The 15,327-nt window shown below is 64.5% G+C and carries 20 protein-coding genes; 19 read left to right on the forward strand and 1 reads right to left on the reverse strand.

Annotated elements, in window-relative coordinates:
- Nucleotides 1-9: 9 nt before the first annotated feature.
- Nucleotides 10-270, forward strand: coding sequence for a hypothetical protein (locus tag AB6806_RS23665; RefSeq protein ID WP_112762267.1), 261 nt, complete (start codon nucleotides 10-12; stop codon nucleotides 268-270).
- 2 nt (nucleotides 271-272) lie between these two features.
- Here AB6806_RS23665 and AB6806_RS23670 read toward each other — a convergent pair whose 3' ends face one another.
- A complete protein-coding gene (locus AB6806_RS23670; RefSeq protein ID WP_191124389.1) occupies nucleotides 273-968 on the reverse strand; it encodes an alpha/beta fold hydrolase in 696 nt (231 codons plus the stop codon).
- A gap of 161 nt (nucleotides 969-1,129) precedes the next feature.
- Here AB6806_RS23670 and AB6806_RS23675 point away from each other — a divergent pair, with 161 nt between their 5' ends.
- From AB6806_RS23675 to AB6806_RS23760, 18 genes are all read left to right on the forward strand, one after another.
- Nucleotides 1,130-2,614, forward strand: a complete 1,485-nt coding sequence (locus tag AB6806_RS23675) for a DEAD/DEAH box helicase (RefSeq protein ID WP_370955662.1) — start codon at nucleotides 1,130-1,132, stop codon at nucleotides 2,612-2,614.
- Nucleotides 2,615-3,009: 395 nt separating this feature from the next.
- Complete coding sequence (locus tag AB6806_RS23680; RefSeq protein ID WP_370955663.1) at nucleotides 3,010-5,529, forward strand: DNA-directed RNA polymerase; 2,520 nt, start codon at nucleotides 3,010-3,012, stop codon at nucleotides 5,527-5,529.
- A 90-nt stretch (nucleotides 5,530-5,619) separates the two neighbouring features.
- Nucleotides 5,620-5,805 (forward strand): hypothetical protein, encoded by a 186-nt coding sequence (locus tag AB6806_RS23685; protein WP_370955664.1) that lies wholly within the window; start codon nucleotides 5,620-5,622, stop codon nucleotides 5,803-5,805.
- Between the two features lie 7 nt (nucleotides 5,806-5,812).
- Complete coding sequence (locus AB6806_RS23690; RefSeq protein WP_370955665.1) at nucleotides 5,813-6,064, forward strand: hypothetical protein; 252 nt, start codon at nucleotides 5,813-5,815, stop codon at nucleotides 6,062-6,064.
- Nucleotides 6,065-6,158: 94 nt separating this feature from the next.
- Nucleotides 6,159-6,539, forward strand: a complete 381-nt coding sequence (locus AB6806_RS23695) for a hypothetical protein (RefSeq protein WP_370955666.1) — start codon at nucleotides 6,159-6,161, stop codon at nucleotides 6,537-6,539.
- 32 nt (nucleotides 6,540-6,571) lie between these two features.
- Complete coding sequence (locus AB6806_RS23700; protein ID WP_370955667.1) at nucleotides 6,572-6,709, forward strand: hypothetical protein; 138 nt, start codon at nucleotides 6,572-6,574, stop codon at nucleotides 6,707-6,709.
- A 20-nt stretch (nucleotides 6,710-6,729) separates the two neighbouring features.
- A complete protein-coding gene (locus AB6806_RS23705; RefSeq protein WP_370955668.1) occupies nucleotides 6,730-6,975 on the forward strand; it encodes a hypothetical protein in 246 nt (81 codons plus the stop codon).
- Nucleotides 6,972-7,526 (forward strand): RNA ligase family protein, encoded by a 555-nt coding sequence (locus AB6806_RS23710; protein ID WP_370955669.1) that lies wholly within the window; start codon nucleotides 6,972-6,974, stop codon nucleotides 7,524-7,526. Before AB6806_RS23705 ends, AB6806_RS23710 begins: the two co-directional genes overlap by 4 nt.
- 297 nt (nucleotides 7,527-7,823) lie before the next feature.
- Nucleotides 7,824-8,501, forward strand: coding sequence for a hypothetical protein (locus AB6806_RS23715; protein ID WP_370955670.1), 678 nt, complete (start codon nucleotides 7,824-7,826; stop codon nucleotides 8,499-8,501).
- A gap of 33 nt (nucleotides 8,502-8,534) precedes the next feature.
- The gene (locus AB6806_RS23720) at nucleotides 8,535-8,987 is read left to right on the forward strand and encodes a hypothetical protein (RefSeq protein ID WP_370955671.1); all 453 of its coding nucleotides are present in this window, start codon (nucleotides 8,535-8,537) and stop codon (nucleotides 8,985-8,987) included.
- Nucleotides 8,984-9,556, forward strand: a complete 573-nt coding sequence (locus AB6806_RS23725) for a hypothetical protein (protein ID WP_370955672.1) — start codon at nucleotides 8,984-8,986, stop codon at nucleotides 9,554-9,556. Before AB6806_RS23720 ends, AB6806_RS23725 begins: the two co-directional genes overlap by 4 nt.
- Nucleotides 9,556-9,798 (forward strand): hypothetical protein, encoded by a 243-nt coding sequence (locus tag AB6806_RS23730; protein ID WP_370955673.1) that lies wholly within the window; start codon nucleotides 9,556-9,558, stop codon nucleotides 9,796-9,798. Before AB6806_RS23725 ends, AB6806_RS23730 begins: the two co-directional genes overlap by 1 nt.
- Nucleotides 9,799-9,890: 92 nt before the next feature.
- Complete coding sequence (locus AB6806_RS23735; protein WP_370955674.1) at nucleotides 9,891-10,322, forward strand: helix-turn-helix domain-containing protein; 432 nt, start codon at nucleotides 9,891-9,893, stop codon at nucleotides 10,320-10,322.
- A gap of 58 nt (nucleotides 10,323-10,380) precedes the next feature.
- Nucleotides 10,381-10,629, forward strand: coding sequence for a hypothetical protein (locus AB6806_RS23740; RefSeq protein ID WP_370955675.1), 249 nt, complete (start codon nucleotides 10,381-10,383; stop codon nucleotides 10,627-10,629).
- Complete coding sequence (locus AB6806_RS23745) at nucleotides 10,616-12,310, forward strand: toprim domain-containing protein (RefSeq protein ID WP_370955676.1); 1,695 nt, start codon at nucleotides 10,616-10,618, stop codon at nucleotides 12,308-12,310. The genes AB6806_RS23740 and AB6806_RS23745 overlap by 14 nt, the downstream gene beginning before the upstream one ends.
- 36 nt (nucleotides 12,311-12,346) lie before the next feature.
- Nucleotides 12,347-12,910 (forward strand): nucleotidyltransferase family protein, encoded by a 564-nt coding sequence (locus tag AB6806_RS23750; RefSeq protein ID WP_370955677.1) that lies wholly within the window; start codon nucleotides 12,347-12,349, stop codon nucleotides 12,908-12,910.
- On the forward strand, nucleotides 12,910-13,359 hold the full coding sequence (locus AB6806_RS23755; protein WP_370955678.1) for a hypothetical protein: 450 nt from the start codon (nucleotides 12,910-12,912) through the stop codon (nucleotides 13,357-13,359). The genes AB6806_RS23750 and AB6806_RS23755 overlap by 1 nt, the downstream gene beginning before the upstream one ends.
- Before the next feature lie 59 nt (nucleotides 13,360-13,418).
- On the forward strand, nucleotides 13,419-15,320 hold the full coding sequence (locus AB6806_RS23760; protein ID WP_370955679.1) for a DNA polymerase: 1,902 nt from the start codon (nucleotides 13,419-13,421) through the stop codon (nucleotides 15,318-15,320).
- Nucleotides 15,321-15,327 lie beyond the last annotated feature (7 nt).

Here is a 15,327-nt window from a genome sequence, read left to right on the forward strand (position 1 = left end):
GAGAGCGCAATGCGCCTGATCCAACTGTTCTGGAAGAACAATCGCGGCACGGCGGCTATCGACATCGCCAAGGCCGCCGCGGCGATCGCCTTCCTGTCGGTCATCGCCGCCAATTTCGTCTCGAACCAGACGGCCGGCCTCGACAGGGACAAGCTGGCGCAGGCGAGCCTTGCTGCCGCGAAGCGCCAGCCGGTCGATCCGATGGTCACCGGCTCCATCGGCCAGACCGCGAACGCGACGAAGCTCGACCCCTGCGCCCTGCCCCGCTGATTTCAGGCCAGCCAGCGCGCCAGTTCCGCCGCCACCCGTTCTGGCTCCTCCAGCGTCGAGAGATGGCCGCAGCCCGGCAACGTCGCCAGCCTCGCCTTCGCGCCGGCAAGCCCGGCCATTTCCTGCGCTTCCGCCACCGGGGTGATCTCGTCCTCCTCGCCGACCAGCACCAATGTCGGGAGGGATAGGCCCGTCAGGACCGGCCGCGAATCCGGCCGCTGCATGATGGCCTTCTGCTGACGCACGAAACCGTCGGCTCCGATATCGTCGGCCATCCGGCGCACCAGCAGCCGCAACGGCTCGTCCGTCAGCCGGGCGGGCGCCACCAGGCGCTGCCAGAGCAGCGTCGTGACGTTGTCATAGGCCCCCTTCTCCGCGAGATCGATCATCTGGGCGCGGGGCTCATTGCTTTCGGGGGTCGCCGGCTTGGCGCTGGTGTCGAGCAGCGCCAGCCTCGTGACGCGCTCCGGTGCCCGGCGCAGCACCTCGAAGGCGACATAGCCGCCCATCGACAGCCCGCAGAGTGCAAAACGCGGCGGCGCAGCCGCCAGGAGACGCTCAGCGATGGCACCGAGGCTGTCGTCGCGGCTGTGTTCTGCGACCAGAACGAGGCGGCCATCGGCCAGCCGCGACCACTGCGGAGCATAGAGCGCGGCGGTGCAACTGAGGCCGGGGACGAGAACGAGCGGGTCCTTCATCGGGCAAAAATCGTCCTTTTCTGGCTACGTGATTGACTTTGCCGCGTTTTCTTTGCATTCCACACGGGTCCGAAGGCGCGCAGGAACTGTTGTCGCGCCAGCGTGGCGGTTGATGGACCCATCCCGCCGCGTGTCACCGACTCTGAAGAAGCGCCATACGCATGTCATTTGCCGAACTCGGCCTGAGTGAAAAGGTTCTGACGGCTGTCACGGCCGCCGGCTATAGCACACCGACTCCGATCCAGGCCCAGGCCATTCCGCATGTGCTGGCCCGCAAGGACGTTCTGGGCATCGCCCAGACCGGCACGGGCAAGACGGCGGCCTTCACCCTGCCGATGCTGACGATCCTGGAGACGGGCCGCGCCCGCGCCCGGATGCCGCGCACGCTGATCCTGGAGCCGACGCGCGAGCTTGCCGCGCAGGTCGAGGAGAACTTCACCCGCTACGGCGTCAATCAGAAGCTTTCGGTCGCGCTGCTGATCGGCGGCGTTTCATTCGGCGATCAGGACGCCAAGATCACCCGCGGCGTCGACGTCCTGATCGCGACGCCCGGCCGCCTGCTCGACCATGTCGAGCGCGGCAAGCTGCTGCTCACCGGCGTCGAGCTTCTCGTCATCGACGAGGCCGACCGCATGCTCGACATGGGCTTCATCCCGGACATCGAGCGCGTCTGCAAGCTCGTGCCCTTCACCCGGCAGACGCTGTTCTTCACGGCGACCATGCCTCCCGAGATCACCCGGATCTCCGAGCAGTTCCTGCACAACCCGGTCCGTGTTGAGGTCTCGCGTCCCGCGACCGCCGCCACCACCATCACGCAGCGGCTGATCGCCTCCAACCCGCAGGATTTTGAGAAGCGCGAGACGCTGCGCAAGCTCATCAAGGGCGCAACCGATCTGCAGAACGCCATCGTCTTCTGCAACCGCAAGCGCGATGTCGCGACGCTGCACAAATCGCTGTTGCGCCACGGCTTCCCCGCCGTCGCCCTGCATGGCGACATGGACCAGTACGCCCGCATGGCGGCGCTCGAATCCTTCCGCACCGGCGAGAATCCGATCCTGGTCGCGAGCGACGTCGCCGCGCGCGGCCTCGACATTCCGGCCGTCAGCCACGTCTTCAACTTCGACGTGCCGACCCATGCCGAGGACTATGTCCACCGCATCGGCCGCACCGGCCGCGCCGGTCGCGAAGGCGCCTCCTTCACCATCGTCACCCGCCATGACGACAAGCTCGTCGCCGCGATCGAGAAGCTCACCGGCCAAAGCATCGCCTATGAAGGAGCGGGTCTCGACGCTTTGCCGCCGGGAGCCCCCCGCGAGGAACGCCGCGGCAAGCGCGACGACAAGCGCTCGTCTTCCCGCGACCGCGGACGGGGCGAGCGCGACCGTGGACGCGGCGAACGCCGTCCGCGCGGCCATAGCGAAACGGAAGCCGTCCCCGCCGTCGTCGAGGCCGTCGAAGAGCGGCGCGACGCCGCGCGGCGCCCGCGTCCGCAGGTGGAAGCCGAGCAGCCCATCCGCCCCGGAACCCCGGAGCGCAAGGAGCGCGACGGGCGGCGGCGCAATCGCGACGACGATGACGGCCCGCAGGTGAAAGGCCTCGGCGATCATGTGCCGGCCTTCCTGCTGCGGCCGGTTCGCATCGGTTGACGCTGCGGCATAAACCCGATTTTAACGGCCTTTACTTGATATCTCCGTCGTCGCGGTGCGAAAGTCTCGCGATGGACGGGCGCATGCCGCCGTATATGCGGACAGGATGTCCGTCTGGTGACGGTCCACCTGAATAGACTGATGTTTTCCTAAATCGCTGAAACGCTCGGCGTCACAAGGATCAGCCTTGTGACACAAGGGTCCCAAGCTGTGCCCTAAGGGTCCACGACGGTAGACCTGTGACCTTTTGACGTGACGAGCGCCGCGCGGCCCGAGGTGGCCCCGCCGAGTCCCTCTGTGTGACGGGCCATCCCCCACCATAGAGGGCGCCCTCTCCGTCCCCCTCCGTTTCCCAATGATTTCCACCCAGGAGACCACCTATGGATCACCCCCTGATGGCCGACCAGCTGGCCCTCGAAGAGTGGATGCTTTCGGAAGGCAAGCGCCGCTTCCTGGTGCAGGTCGAGAAGGCCCGCGCCCAGGGCCGTGAGGCGAGCACCGGCTACGGCGTCTCCCTCCTCCGCGACACCGTCCACCACGTCGCCGCCGAGATCACGCGGGTGATCACCGAGGCCGTGATGGGGAAGAGCGGCGGCAACTACAAGGCGATCCCCTACCTGATGGAGGTCGACGCTGAGGTCGCCGCTGCGCTCGCTCTCCGGGTCTGCCTCAACAACATCAGCAAGCCCCGCCGCCTCCAGTCCGTGGCCATCGAGATCGGCTCGAACATTGAGGACGAGGTGATCATGCAGCAGTTCAAGGAGAGGAGCGCCAAGGACTACGCGACCACCATCGAGAAGATCGAGGGCGGCAGCACGACTGGCCACTATCGCCGGTCGGTCGCCCGTCGCTTCGCCAAGCAGGCCGGCGTCACCCTGAAGTGGGACCAGGACATCAAACACAAGCTGGGCATGTTCCTGATCAACCTCATGGAGCCCATGGGTCTCTTCGAGGCCGTCACCTACTTCAAGGGCGGCTCCTTCAAGTCGGTCCAGGAACTGGCCCCGACCCCGAAGGTCCTGGAGGTGATTCGCCAGCGTTCGGAAGTGCTCGCCTACCTGAGCCCGAGCTACCTGCCGACCATCGTCCCGCCGAAGCCCTGGACTGGGCCGAAGGATGGCGGTTACTGGTCGGGCATGGCTCACCGCGTCCGCTTCGTCATCAGCGGGAAGCGCCGCGACCAGCCTGCCGCCGTCTACGAGGCCATCAACGCGATCCAGGAGACCGCCTGGGTGGTCGACCGGAAGATGCTCGCTGTGATCGAGGAGCTTTTTGACACCGGCATGAAGGCTGAAGGTATCCCCTCGGCCGAACCGGAGAAGCCTGGGCCTCGCCCCCTCGGGCTCAACGAGGAAGAGACCAAGGCCTGGATGAAGGCCGCCGCCGAGAAATGGAAGGAGCACCGCCAGATCACCTCGAAGCGGAAGGCCCTGAGCGACGTGCTCACAGTCGCCCGCAAGATGGCGCCCTACGAGGCCATCTACTTCCCGCACCAGCTGGACTTCCGGGGCCGGGCCTATCCTATCCCCATGTTCCTCAACCCCCAGGGCAACGACTACGTTAAGAGCCTCTTGCGTTTTTCTAAGGGTCTCCCTATCGAGACCGATGAAGCCCGCATGTGGCTCGCTGTGCACGGTGCCAACAGCTACGGAGTGGACAAGGTGTCCTTCGCCAAGCGTATCCAGTGGGTCCAGGACAACGAGCAGATGATCCTACTCTGCGCCAACGACCCGCTCGGCGCCGGCTTCCGGCATTGGAACAACAAGGCGGTCGACAAGCCGTTCTGCTTCCTGGCGTGGTGCTTCGAGTGGGCCGCCCTCCTCGACGCCGAGGCCAAGGGCGAGGTCTTCCTGTCTTCTGTCCCGGTCGGACTCGATGGCAGCTGCAACGGCATCCAGCACTACAGCGCAGCCCTCCGCGATCTCGAAGGAGGCCGCGCCGTGAACCTGCTGCCGGGCGATGAGCCGGCCGATATCTACCAGACGGTCGCCGACAAGGCGTCCCTGATCCTGTCGGAACTCCTTGCTTTGCCCAAAGGGTCCACCATAAGAGACCCTTTCTTGGCCGAACTGGTCTCCAAGTGGGAGGCCGAGAAGGTCAACGACGAGGGCGCGGTCGTGAAGGGCAAGACAGACTGGCGCACCTACTGCCAGCAGTGGCTGTCCTTCGGGCTCAACCGCAAGATCACCAAGCGGTCGGTCATGTGCCTGCCCTACGGGATCGGCCAGCGGTCGAGCATGGCCTACATCCTGGAGGGTCTGCAGGAGGTCGTCGAGGCGAAGGGCAAGAACCCCTTCTTCAAGAGTGAGGAGGAGGACGGACTGTTCCGCGCGGCCCTCTTCCTGCAGCCGGTTGTCTGGGCCGCCATCACGGCCACCGTGGTCGCCGCCCGGTCCGCCATGGACTGGATCAAGTGCTACACCAAGCTCGTCCTGGAGAACAATCAGGCGCCCAGCTGGATCACCCCGGACGGGTTCCTGATCGAGCAGCGCTACATGAACATGGCCGGGAGGAGGATCGACACCACTCTGTTCGGGTCGGTCGTGAAGCACACCCTCCAAACCGAGACCCAGGAGATCAACAAGAGGGAGCACCTGAACGGTGTCGCCCCGAACTGGGTCCACTCCATGGACGCCACGGCGATGCGCCTCGCGGTGCTCGAAGGTAAGGATGCAGGGCTGACGTCGTTCGCCATGGTCCACGACAGCTTCGGGACCCACGCGGCCAACACCCACCTGTTCTCGCATCTGATCCGCGAGAGCTTCGTCAACATGTACGAGGGCTCCGACCCCATCGCCATGTTCGCCGTGAGTATGACCTCGCGGTGTGCGCCCGATGCGCTCCGTCCGAACCTCCCGGCAAGGGGAACCCTGGACCTCTCCAACGTTCTGGAGAGCGACTACTTCTTTGCCTGAAGGGTACACGAAGGGAGACCCAAGTCCCTCTGTGTGACGAGCCATCCCCCACCTACGCCAAATCAAATTCTCCCACCGATGGAGTCCACCATGAAGATGACCATCCGCATCGGCGCGGCCCACGACGAGGTGATCCTCACCGACCCCGAGGGCCGGGCGCACACGTTCGACCGGTCGCCCCTCTCGAAGAGCGAGCGCCGCGAGTTCGCTCGGCAGGTCGTCGCCACCCTGTTCCCCAACCAGTCGAAGGGTCGCCGCAATGCGAAGCGCCGCTGATCTCCACATGGCCATGGTCAATGCCCCCCGGCAGGCCACGGCCGAGGCCACCCTCGCCGCCCTGAGCGAGGTCGCCAACCGCACCTCCGAAGGTGGACAGCCGCTGGCCCTGGTGGCCGCCGCCGTCATCTACCTGGAGGAGAAGGGCATCGAACTCCAGGACGCGCTGACCGCCGCGAAGAACCTCATGTACTCGCACGACAGCCACCTGGGGACGGACTTCGAGGCCATCCGCCTGTTCGTCCGCAACGAGACCTGAGGACAACTCGGTCGCTCCCGACACGCCCTGACAGGATGACTTTCCTAGGACGATAAACCTAGATCATCCGACCGCAAACCTAAGGACCCTCACCATGGCGAAGTTCGCTCTCGGCCAGACCGTTCTCCTGGCCACCCTCGGCGCCCCTGTCGAGTGCACAGTCATCCGAGTTTTCCCGGTGTCCCGCAAGACAGGCCGGCAGCCCTACGCCCTCCGCGCCAAGGCCGGCTACACGGTCGGCGCCTGTGAGAGCGAACTGACCGCCGCTCCCCCGGCGTTCAAGTTTGAGATCGGCGAGTACGCCCTGATCAACGAGAACGGCCGCCGCTACCAGGACACCCTCGTTCGTATCGAGGGACGTCAGGTGGGGCCGGTCACCGGACGCCTGCTCTATTCCGTCGAAGTGATCGAAGGCGAGCCCACCATGGTCCGTAACAAGACCTTCCCCGAGTCCTTCCTCGACGTCGCGGCCTGAGCCGCCCTCCCTAATAGATAGGACCGCAACCCATGGATCGTGAAACCTCTGCCCTCGCCCGTGCCATCCTCATCTGGAAGGCGGGCCGCCGCATCCCGATGACGCTCTTCGCCACGCTTCGCGACGAGGGCTACGACGTTCCGTCCCTGGAGCGGTTCTACGCGAAGTAAGGGTCCACCTGGAGACACCCATGAGCGACATCATCAAGTGCCCCGAGGGCGTTGAACTCGACCTCGTCACCTACCTCACCTCCCCGAGCAAGGGCATCGACACCCGCGTCGCCGCTCGCGGCTTCCAGGTCATGGTCCCCCTCAAGACCGAGATCGACGTCAAGGCCTTCGTGGAGGCCAACGGTCTCTCGAAGTTCGCCGACGACTGGCGAGTCATGACCCGCGACGAGATCAAGGAATACAAGGCGACGGAGAACGAGGAGTGAGCATCTTCAGCGCCTACCCCAAGACCCCGCGCATCTCGAAGGCCTTCTGGTGCATCATCACCGAGAAGCTCGACGGGACCAACGCCCAGATCATCATCGAGAACGGGCAGATCGTCGGCGTCGGTAGCCGCTCCCGTCTGATCACCCCCGGTAAACTCACGGACAACTACGGGTTCGCCGGCTGGGTCGAGCAGAACGCCTCCGAACTGGTCAAGCTCGGTGACGGCCGACACTTCGGAGAATGGTACGGCAACGGCATCCAGCGCGGCTACGGCCTGGACCACAAGCGGTTCGCTCTCTTCGACGCGATGCGCTGGTCGGGCCGCAACGTGCCGCCCGAGGAGTTCCCGAACTGCGTCGAGGTCGTCCCGGTCATCTACCGTGGCGAGTACAGCCCGGCCAAGGTCACCGAGGCGATGGAACTGCTCCGCTACGGGGGCAGCTACGCCGCCGAGGGCTTCATGAACCCCGAGGGCATCATCGTCGAGATGAACGGCCAGCGGGCGAAGCACACGTTCGAGCACGTCGACGGCAAGTGGCTGGCGGCATGAACGCCGAGGACCTCTGCTACTTCAACGACCTGGACATCCCGAACGGGACGTTCTGGCGGGTCTTCGCGGTCATCGCGTTCATCGTCGCGTTCCTGGCGGTGTTCGCATGAGAGGCACCCCGTTCCCTGGGGTGTTCCCGCCTCGGGGCCAGGGCTTCACCATCGAGCAGCAGAAGTGGCTCGCGGTGAACATCCCGCCTCCCTCCAAGCCGGCCGCCAAACCGGCAACCTGATCCCATCCCATCCCAGCCCCTGGCCATCCGGTCGGGGGCTTTTTGCATTCTGACAAGGACCACACATGGCTGACGAAAAGCGCGAGAAGCTCCCGACCCACCAGTCGCCGGAAGGCATCGCGATCTTTCCCTACCTGAACACCGCCGACACCAAGTGGAAGACCGAGGGCGAGTTCAAGGTGAAGCTCTCCTTCCCCACGGCCGAGGCCAAGGGCATCAACAAGATCGTCGCCGACCAGATGAAGGTCGCCGAGGAGAAGGCCAAGAAATTCGCCAAGGAGCAGACGGCCAAGACGAAGAAGAAGGTCGAGGCCAAGGCGGCCGACCTTCCGATCTTCGAGGAGGTCGACGAGGACGGAAACGAGACCGGCAACACGGTCGCCTCGTTCAAGTCCACCGCCTCGGGCGTCTCGAAGAAGACCGGCAAGCCGTGGAAGCGGACGATCCCGCTGTTCGACGCGGTCGGCAACGCCATGCGGAAGCTGGTCTACGGCGGCTCGAAGCTGATCGTGGCCTACAGCGCCAGCCCCTGGGTCAACCCGAAGGGCGAGTATGGCGTGAAGCTGCAGATCGAGGCCGTCCAGGTACTCGAACTGGTGTCCGAGGGTGGCGCCCAGCGTTCGTCCTCGTCGTTCGGCTTCCAGAAGCAGGACGGCTACGTCGCTTCGGACGATCAGGCTGACGACGACGTCAGCGATGATGCCGGCGATGACGAGGCTCCGGCCGACGACGACAAGTTCTGATCCTTGCCGTTTCCGAAGAGGGGGGTTCGCCGCATGGCGGCCCCCAAAGACCCTGGCATCGAGCACGGCTTCCGCTCGGGCCTTGAAGATACCCTAGCCGAGCAGCTGAAGCGTGCCGGCGTCCGGGTGGCGTTCGAGACCATCCGCCTCCCGTATGTGAAGCCGGTCAAGCAGCAGCACTACACCCCAGACTTCCCCCTCCCCAACGGGATCATCATCGAGAGCAAGGGCCGCTTCGTTACGGCCGACCGGCAGAAGCACCTCGCGGTGCGGGCCGCTCATCCCGATGCCGACATCCGGTTCGTGTTCAGCCGCAGCAAGTCGCCGATCAGCAAGGGGTCGAAGACCACCTACGCCGACTGGTGTGTGAAGCACGGCTTTCTCTACGCGGACAAGTCGATCCCTCAGGCGTGGCTCGATGAGCCTGCCAACGAGAAGTCTCTGGCGGTGATCGCGAAGTTCACCAAGGAGCCACCCAAGAAGTGAAGTACGACCGCGAACGGTTCTTCGCTGCGGTCCGCCCGATGTTCCCGAAGGGGAAGCTGACGCCGGATCAGGTGAAGGGCATGGAGTTCATCCTGACGGCATGGGAAACCATGTACCCGCAGGGCTCCCTGAAGTTTCTCGCCTACGCGCTGGCCACCACGTTCCATGAGACCGCCTACACCATGCTCCCGATTGAGGAGTACGGCCGAGGTAAGGGCCGCAAGTACGGACCCACCGGTTTCTGGGGTCGCGGTTATGTCCAGCTGACCTGGGACTACAACTACGCCAAGGCCACCACCCGGCTCCGCGAGCTTGGGCTGATCGACGACACCGTCGATTTCACCAAGACACCGGACCTTGTGATGCGGCCCGAGTTCGCCGTCATCATCCTGTTCGTCGGGATGATCGAAGGCTGGTTCACCAAGAAGCGCCTCGGGACCTACTTCGACGGCACCAAAGCTGACGCCGTAGGCGCCCGCCGGATCATCAACGGCACCGACGAAGCCGAGAAGATCGCCGGCCACTACCGCAAGTTCGTCTCGGCCCTCCTGTTCGCCGAGGTGAAGTGATGCAGCCGCTCTGGTTCGTCACCTACAACACCGAGAGCGGTGACTCCGGTGTCGCCGGGTACTTCACCGAGGAGCCCAGCGACGGGCACCTCACGACGTACTTCAAAGCCCTGATGCCCGACGAATTCTTCACCGAGGACTGGGGCGGCAAGGAAGTCGAGAGCCGTCTCGTCTTCTGGAAGGTCCACAAGCTGGAGGAGGAAGTCCTCCCCGCTTGGTCGGAACCAGTCCCCTCCATCTGACCACCACCGGACCCCTCGGGCATTCGCTCGGGGGGTCTTTCCGTTCTGACAGCCAGCGTTCCTACGCACCTCCCCTGAGAAAGGCTCATCCCATGACCAACAAGAACTTCTTCGCTTCCCTCAACCTGACCCCCCAGGCCCGCACCCTCCTGGCCCACATGGAGCGCACCGGCTCGATCTCGGCCCGCGAGGCCATGGCCGACTACGGCATCACCTCGGCCGTCCTCACCCGCCGAATCTGCGACATGCAGGAGAAGGGCGTGGTCGTCGTGAAGGAGCGCCGGACCCACAAGATCACCGGCCGCAACTACACCCGGTACTCGCTGGGTGCTCCGAAGCTGGAGCCGGTCATCGGCGCTCGTATTCGGGTGATCAAGGACGTCGGCGCCAGCGCGAACATTGGCGCCCAGGGGACGCTGCAGGAAATCCTGGGTGGCGAGTGGGGCTATCGCGTCCAGATCGATTTCGACGAGACCCCCGGTACGTGGCCGCTGGCTCGCGACGAGTTCGAAGTCATCGGCTGAACCGCAACGCCCCTGCTGCCTCCAGGCGGCGGGGGCTTCTTCCTTTCAAGGAGCACTCATGAAGCTGTACTCCAAGGACGCCCAGGTCGGGCGCTTCTATATCGTCAAGCACGCCGTGAATGGCGCTGGTGGTGTCTCGATCACCGGCCCGCTCGGAGCCCAGGGTGGTTACGAGACGTACGAAGATGCCGAGGGGCAGGTCGCCTCGCTCCCCGGCAAGGCCCAGAACGACACCTTCCTGGTTCTCCAGGTCGTCGGCGAGTTCAAGACCAAGCTCCAGCTGGTCGAGGTTCATGCCTCCGCGTAACCACGACGAGAACGAGAGCGAGTTTCTCTACCACATAGCCTGCGACAACTGCGGGTCATCCGATGCCAACTCCCTCTACAGCGACGGCCACCAGTTCTGCCACAAGTGCGACACCTACGTTCACCCACCGAAGGACGGCGGGGAAGAGCGAGGTGATGAAGTGGTACCGCGCATGGCTCGCTCTGCGGAGTTCCTTGAAGGTCGATACGACGACCTTGAACCTCGCGGCCTCCAGGAGCGCACTCTACGGAAATTCGGGTATCGCATTGGTGCTCGATACGGAGGGCAATCCGTCCATGTCGGTGATCTCTACGACACCAAGGGCGAAGAGCTAGTCGCCCAGCAGCTACGGACGAAGGACAAGACCTTCCCCATCGTCGGCAACATCAAGCAGGCAGGCCTCTTCGGTCAGCAGGCATGGCGTTCCGAGGGGAAGATGCTGGTGATCACCGAGGGCTACATCGACGCCATGTCGGTGGCCCAGGTGCAGGACCTCAAGTGGCCGGTGGTCTCCGTGACGAACGGAGCGAAGGCCGCGAAGAAGTCCATCGCGCGCGCCATCGAATGGTGCCTCGGCTTCGAGACGATCATCCTCTTCTTCGACAACGACGAGGAAGGGATCGCCGCCGCCAAGGAATGCGCCCTGCTCTTCCCGGCAGGCCGCGTCAAGATCGCCGCCATGCCCGACTACAAGGACGCCAACGAGGCGCTCCTCGACGGGGCTGGTAAGCAGATCATCGACGCCATCTGGGGCGCGAAGGAGTACCGGCCGGATGGCCTGCTCCGCATCAAGGACGTCAAGGCTCGAGCCCTGGCCGACCCGGTAATCGGGCTACCCTGGTTCGACGAGCGCCTGACCGCACTGACCTATGGCCGCCGCACTGGCGTCTATTGTCTCGGTGCTGGCACAGGCGTGGGCAAGACTGACTTCCTGGTCCAGCAGGTCCAGCACGATGTCGACGTCCTGCAGGAGAAGGTCGGCCTGTTCTTCCTGGAGCAGCCCGCCGATGAGACCCTTCTTCGGGTGGCCGGCAAGTTTGCGGGTAAATCCTTCCACGTTCCTGATGGGACCTGGACCAAGGAGGAGCTTGAGATCCAGCTGGATCGCCTCGATGAGGACGACCGCATCGTCTTCTACGACAACTTCGGGTCCACCGAATGGGACGTCGTGGCCGCTGCGATCCGCCACCTCAGGCACGCCGAGGGTATCCGCCTCTTCTACGTCGACAACCTTACCGCCCTGGCGGCCGGCTCCGACCTCGCGGAGAAGGAAGCCTTGGAGGAGATGATGGCCGCCGTGGCCATGCTCGCCAAGGAACTCGACGTCGTCATCCATCTGGTCAGCCACCTGTCCACCCCCGAGGGCAAGTCCCACGAGGAAGGTGGCCGGGTCATGATCAAGCACTTCAAGGGCAGCCGGGCCATCGGCTTCTGGTGCAACTTCATGTTCGGCATGGAGCGAGACCAGCAGCACGACGATCCCGAGATCGCCACGCTGACCACGTTCCGCATCCTGAAGGACCGCCTCTCGGGGCGCTCGACCGGCAAGGTGATCCACTTCGGATACGCCGCCGCTCAGTCCCGCCTCGTCCCCTCTGACGCACCTCCCGAAGGCCAAGCCCACGGCTTCAGGGATCACACCAAAGGCAGCACCGTCCTCGACGACGACGTGCCGTTTTAACCCAAGGGTCTCGCAAGGGAGACTGAAGGAGCATCCATGAATATCGCTGACATTCCGGGCGCGTGGCTCACCATCCTCGCCGCCGTCCAGACGATCCACCCCGAAGCGATCCTCGCCGGGGGCGCCCTGCGCGACCTCGACAATGGCCGCCCGGTCAAGGACCTCGACATCTTCATCGACGCCGGAAGGGTCTCCGTGGGTGCACTCTCGGTCCTCCTGGGGATCGACCCCACGACCGTCCACGTCCAGGGCTGCGACTTCTCGTCGTGCCTCAACGAGAGCGACTGCCAGTTCTCGGACACCTTCAGCTGCCTCGGCTGGGAGGTGAACGTGATCGGCCTCGCTGACATGCCCGTCACGCTGGCCTCGGTCACCGAGCGCGTCGACTTCGGCATCTGCCAGATCGGCACCGATGGCGTCGAGGTCCGCAAGACCCTCGCCTACCACAACGACAAGGCGTTCCGCCGCTTCACCGTCTGCCGCCAGCAGAGCGTGGACGAGACGGACCGCAGCCTGCGCCGCTGGGACCGCATCTCCGCGAAGTACCCAGGCTGGACGTTGGTCCGCCCCGCCCTCCCGACCACCGAGGATTTCATCTGATGCACAGCAAGCTCATGCTCGATGGGAAGGACATCTCCCATTACATCGCCGTCAGCAACGTGATGGACAAGCACGGCCTCAAGGACGCGAAGGACCTGGATAAGGCTCTCCGCGCCTTCCTGAAGCCCGAGCAGCGCGTCCAGATCGTCGACAGCAAGAACCACGATAGGGTGCTCGGGTCGATCCCGCGTCCCTCCGCGAAACCGATGGGGCGCTGCTTCGAGTTCACCTTGTCCCCGCCGATCTCCTTCATGGACGTCGCCGAGGGGCCGGTCTCGATGAGCCTCTACCGGATCGCTCTGGAGATCGAGCGCCGCTTCGATGGCTGGGAGTCCGAGATCTACTTCTCGACCAGCGCCCCGCTCGACCGGCTCGTCCAGCTGCGTGACTTCCGGCTGCCCGGCGAAACCCGCCACGACGCCGAGGCCCGCCTCTACTCCCGCCGCTGATTTGTCCTGAGGGTCTCCCACGGGGGACCCTTACCCACCCGCCAGTCGAAAGGGACGGCGTGAACGAAGAACTGTTTTTCGACCTTGAGACCAACGGTCTCCTACCGGAGGTGAGCGTCCTCCACTGCATCACGCTCATAGATTTCGCGACCGGTCAGAAGACCATCGCCACCGACAATCCTTACATCCCGCCCGACGACGTCATCGTGATCTCCGTCGCCGAAGGCCTTGACCGCCTCGCCAACGCGAAGCTGCTGGTCGGCCACAACATCATCGGCTACGACCTCCCGGTCCTCCGCAAGCTGTTCCCGCGTCTCGTCATCAAGGCGAAGATCAGGGACACGATCATCATGGCCCGCGTCGTCTGGCCGAAGGATGATCTGCGCGACCGCGACTTCAAGCTCCAGAAGAAGGGCCGCATCCCCGGCAACATGATCGGGGCGTATAGCCTCCAGGCCTTCGGCTACCGGCTGATGGAGTACAAGGGGGACTACAGCGGCTCCTGGGAACACTTCAACCAGGAGATGGGTGACTACGCCGTCCAGGACGTGGTGGTCACCGAGAAGCTCTGGAAGCGCCTCTGCGAAGAGAACTGGTCCGAGGAGAGCTACGACCTCGAACACGACGTCGCCGAGATCGTCTTCCGCCAGGAGCAGTGGGGCTTCCTCTTCAACATCGAGCGAGCCCACGCCCTGATCGCGGAGATCGGTGGGGTCAAGTACGACCTGGAGCAGCAGCTGCAGGCGCTCGTCCCTCCGTGGGTCATCCGCACCGAGAAGATCGCCGGGGCCAGCAACAAGAAACTCGGCCGCGTCAAGGGTCAGCCCTACGTCACCGAGAAGCTGATCACCTTCAACCCCGGCTCCCGCGTCCACATCGCGAAGGTCCTGAAGGACAAGTACGGCTGGGAGCCCCTGCTGTTCACCCCGGACGGTAGACCCCAGGTCGACGAGAGCATCCTCGAAACCCTCGACTATCCCGAGGCGAAGCTGCTGGTCGACTACCTGATGGTCACCAAGCGCCTCGGCCAGATCGCCGATGGCAAGGAAGCGTGGATCAAGGCGGTCGCCAAGGATGGCCGCATCCACGGCCGGGTGATCACCAACGGCGCCGTGACGGGTCGCATGACCCACTCGAAGCCGAACATGGCCCAGGTCCCTGGTGTCAAGAAGGCCAAGGACGACTCCATCCTCTACGGCCGGGCCGGTGGTTGGGGTGCGGAATGCCGCATGCTCTTCGTCGTCCGCAAGGGCAAGGTCCTGGTCGGCGCCGACGCTGCTGCCCTCGAACTGCGCTGCCTCGCGGCGTACATGGGGGACGCCCGGTACATCGAGACGGTCCTCCACGGGAAGTCCTCGGACGGGACCGACATCCACACCGTGAACGCCAACGCCCTGGGGTGCACCCGCGCCCAGGCGAAGGTCTGGTTCTACGCCTTCATCTACGGCGCCGGCGACGCCAAGCTCGGCTCGATCCTTGAAGCCCCGAAGGGCCAAGAGATCGCCTGGGGCAAGCGTTCGCGCTCCCGCTTCATGAAGAACCTCCCGGCACTCGGGAAGCTCGTCACCATGGTCAAGGCCAGGGTCGACGGCAAGGCCAAGAACAAGGCCGGCAAGGTGCTCCCCCGGTGGCTTCGCGGCCTCGACGGTCGCCGCCTCCAGTGCCGCTCGTCCCATTCCGCCCTCAACACGCTGCTCCAGTCCGCTGGCGCGGTGCTCATGAAGAAGGCCCTAGTCTTGCTCGACAAGGAACTCCAAGCCCGAGGCTACATCCCCGGTCTGCACTACGAGTTCTGCGCCAACATCCACGATGAGTGGCAGATCGAGTGTGACGCAGAACTAGGAGAGACCATTGGTCAACTCGCGAAAGAGAGTATCCGCCTCGCGGGTGAGCACTGGAAATTCGAGTGTCCCCTCGACGGCGACTTCAAGGTCGGCGACAGCTGGTACGCCACTCACTGACGAGCAG

It is taken from the genome of Allobosea sp. RCC_152_1, from assembly GCF_041360765.1.
Lineage (GTDB): Bacteria > Pseudomonadota > Alphaproteobacteria > Rhizobiales > Beijerinckiaceae > Allobosea > Allobosea spartocytisi.

Coding starts and splice junctions, on each gene's coding strand:
- AB6806_RS23665 (WP_112762267.1), top strand. CDS start 10: ATGCGCCTGATCCAACTGTTCTGGAAGAACAATCGCGGCACGGCGGCT.
- AB6806_RS23670 (WP_191124389.1), bottom strand. CDS start 968: ATGAAGGACCCGCTCGTTCTCGTCCCCGGCCTCAGTTGCACCGCCGCG.
- AB6806_RS23675 (WP_370955662.1), top strand. CDS start 1,130: ATGTCATTTGCCGAACTCGGCCTGAGTGAAAAGGTTCTGACGGCTGTC.
- AB6806_RS23680 (WP_370955663.1), top strand. CDS start 3,010: ATGGCCGACCAGCTGGCCCTCGAAGAGTGGATGCTTTCGGAAGGCAAG.
- AB6806_RS23685 (WP_370955664.1), top strand. CDS start 5,620: ATGAAGATGACCATCCGCATCGGCGCGGCCCACGACGAGGTGATCCTC.
- AB6806_RS23690 (WP_370955665.1), top strand. CDS start 5,813: ATGGCCATGGTCAATGCCCCCCGGCAGGCCACGGCCGAGGCCACCCTC.
- AB6806_RS23695 (WP_370955666.1), top strand. CDS start 6,159: ATGGCGAAGTTCGCTCTCGGCCAGACCGTTCTCCTGGCCACCCTCGGC.
- AB6806_RS23700 (WP_370955667.1), top strand. CDS start 6,572: ATGGATCGTGAAACCTCTGCCCTCGCCCGTGCCATCCTCATCTGGAAG.
- AB6806_RS23705 (WP_370955668.1), top strand. CDS start 6,730: ATGAGCGACATCATCAAGTGCCCCGAGGGCGTTGAACTCGACCTCGTC.
- AB6806_RS23715 (WP_370955670.1), top strand. CDS start 7,824: ATGGCTGACGAAAAGCGCGAGAAGCTCCCGACCCACCAGTCGCCGGAA.
- AB6806_RS23720 (WP_370955671.1), top strand. CDS start 8,535: ATGGCGGCCCCCAAAGACCCTGGCATCGAGCACGGCTTCCGCTCGGGC.
- AB6806_RS23730 (WP_370955673.1), top strand. CDS start 9,556: ATGCAGCCGCTCTGGTTCGTCACCTACAACACCGAGAGCGGTGACTCC.
- AB6806_RS23735 (WP_370955674.1), top strand. CDS start 9,891: ATGACCAACAAGAACTTCTTCGCTTCCCTCAACCTGACCCCCCAGGCC.
- AB6806_RS23740 (WP_370955675.1), top strand. CDS start 10,381: ATGAAGCTGTACTCCAAGGACGCCCAGGTCGGGCGCTTCTATATCGTC.
- AB6806_RS23745 (WP_370955676.1), top strand. CDS start 10,616: ATGCCTCCGCGTAACCACGACGAGAACGAGAGCGAGTTTCTCTACCAC.
- AB6806_RS23750 (WP_370955677.1), top strand. CDS start 12,347: ATGAATATCGCTGACATTCCGGGCGCGTGGCTCACCATCCTCGCCGCC.
- AB6806_RS23755 (WP_370955678.1), top strand. CDS start 12,910: ATGCACAGCAAGCTCATGCTCGATGGGAAGGACATCTCCCATTACATC.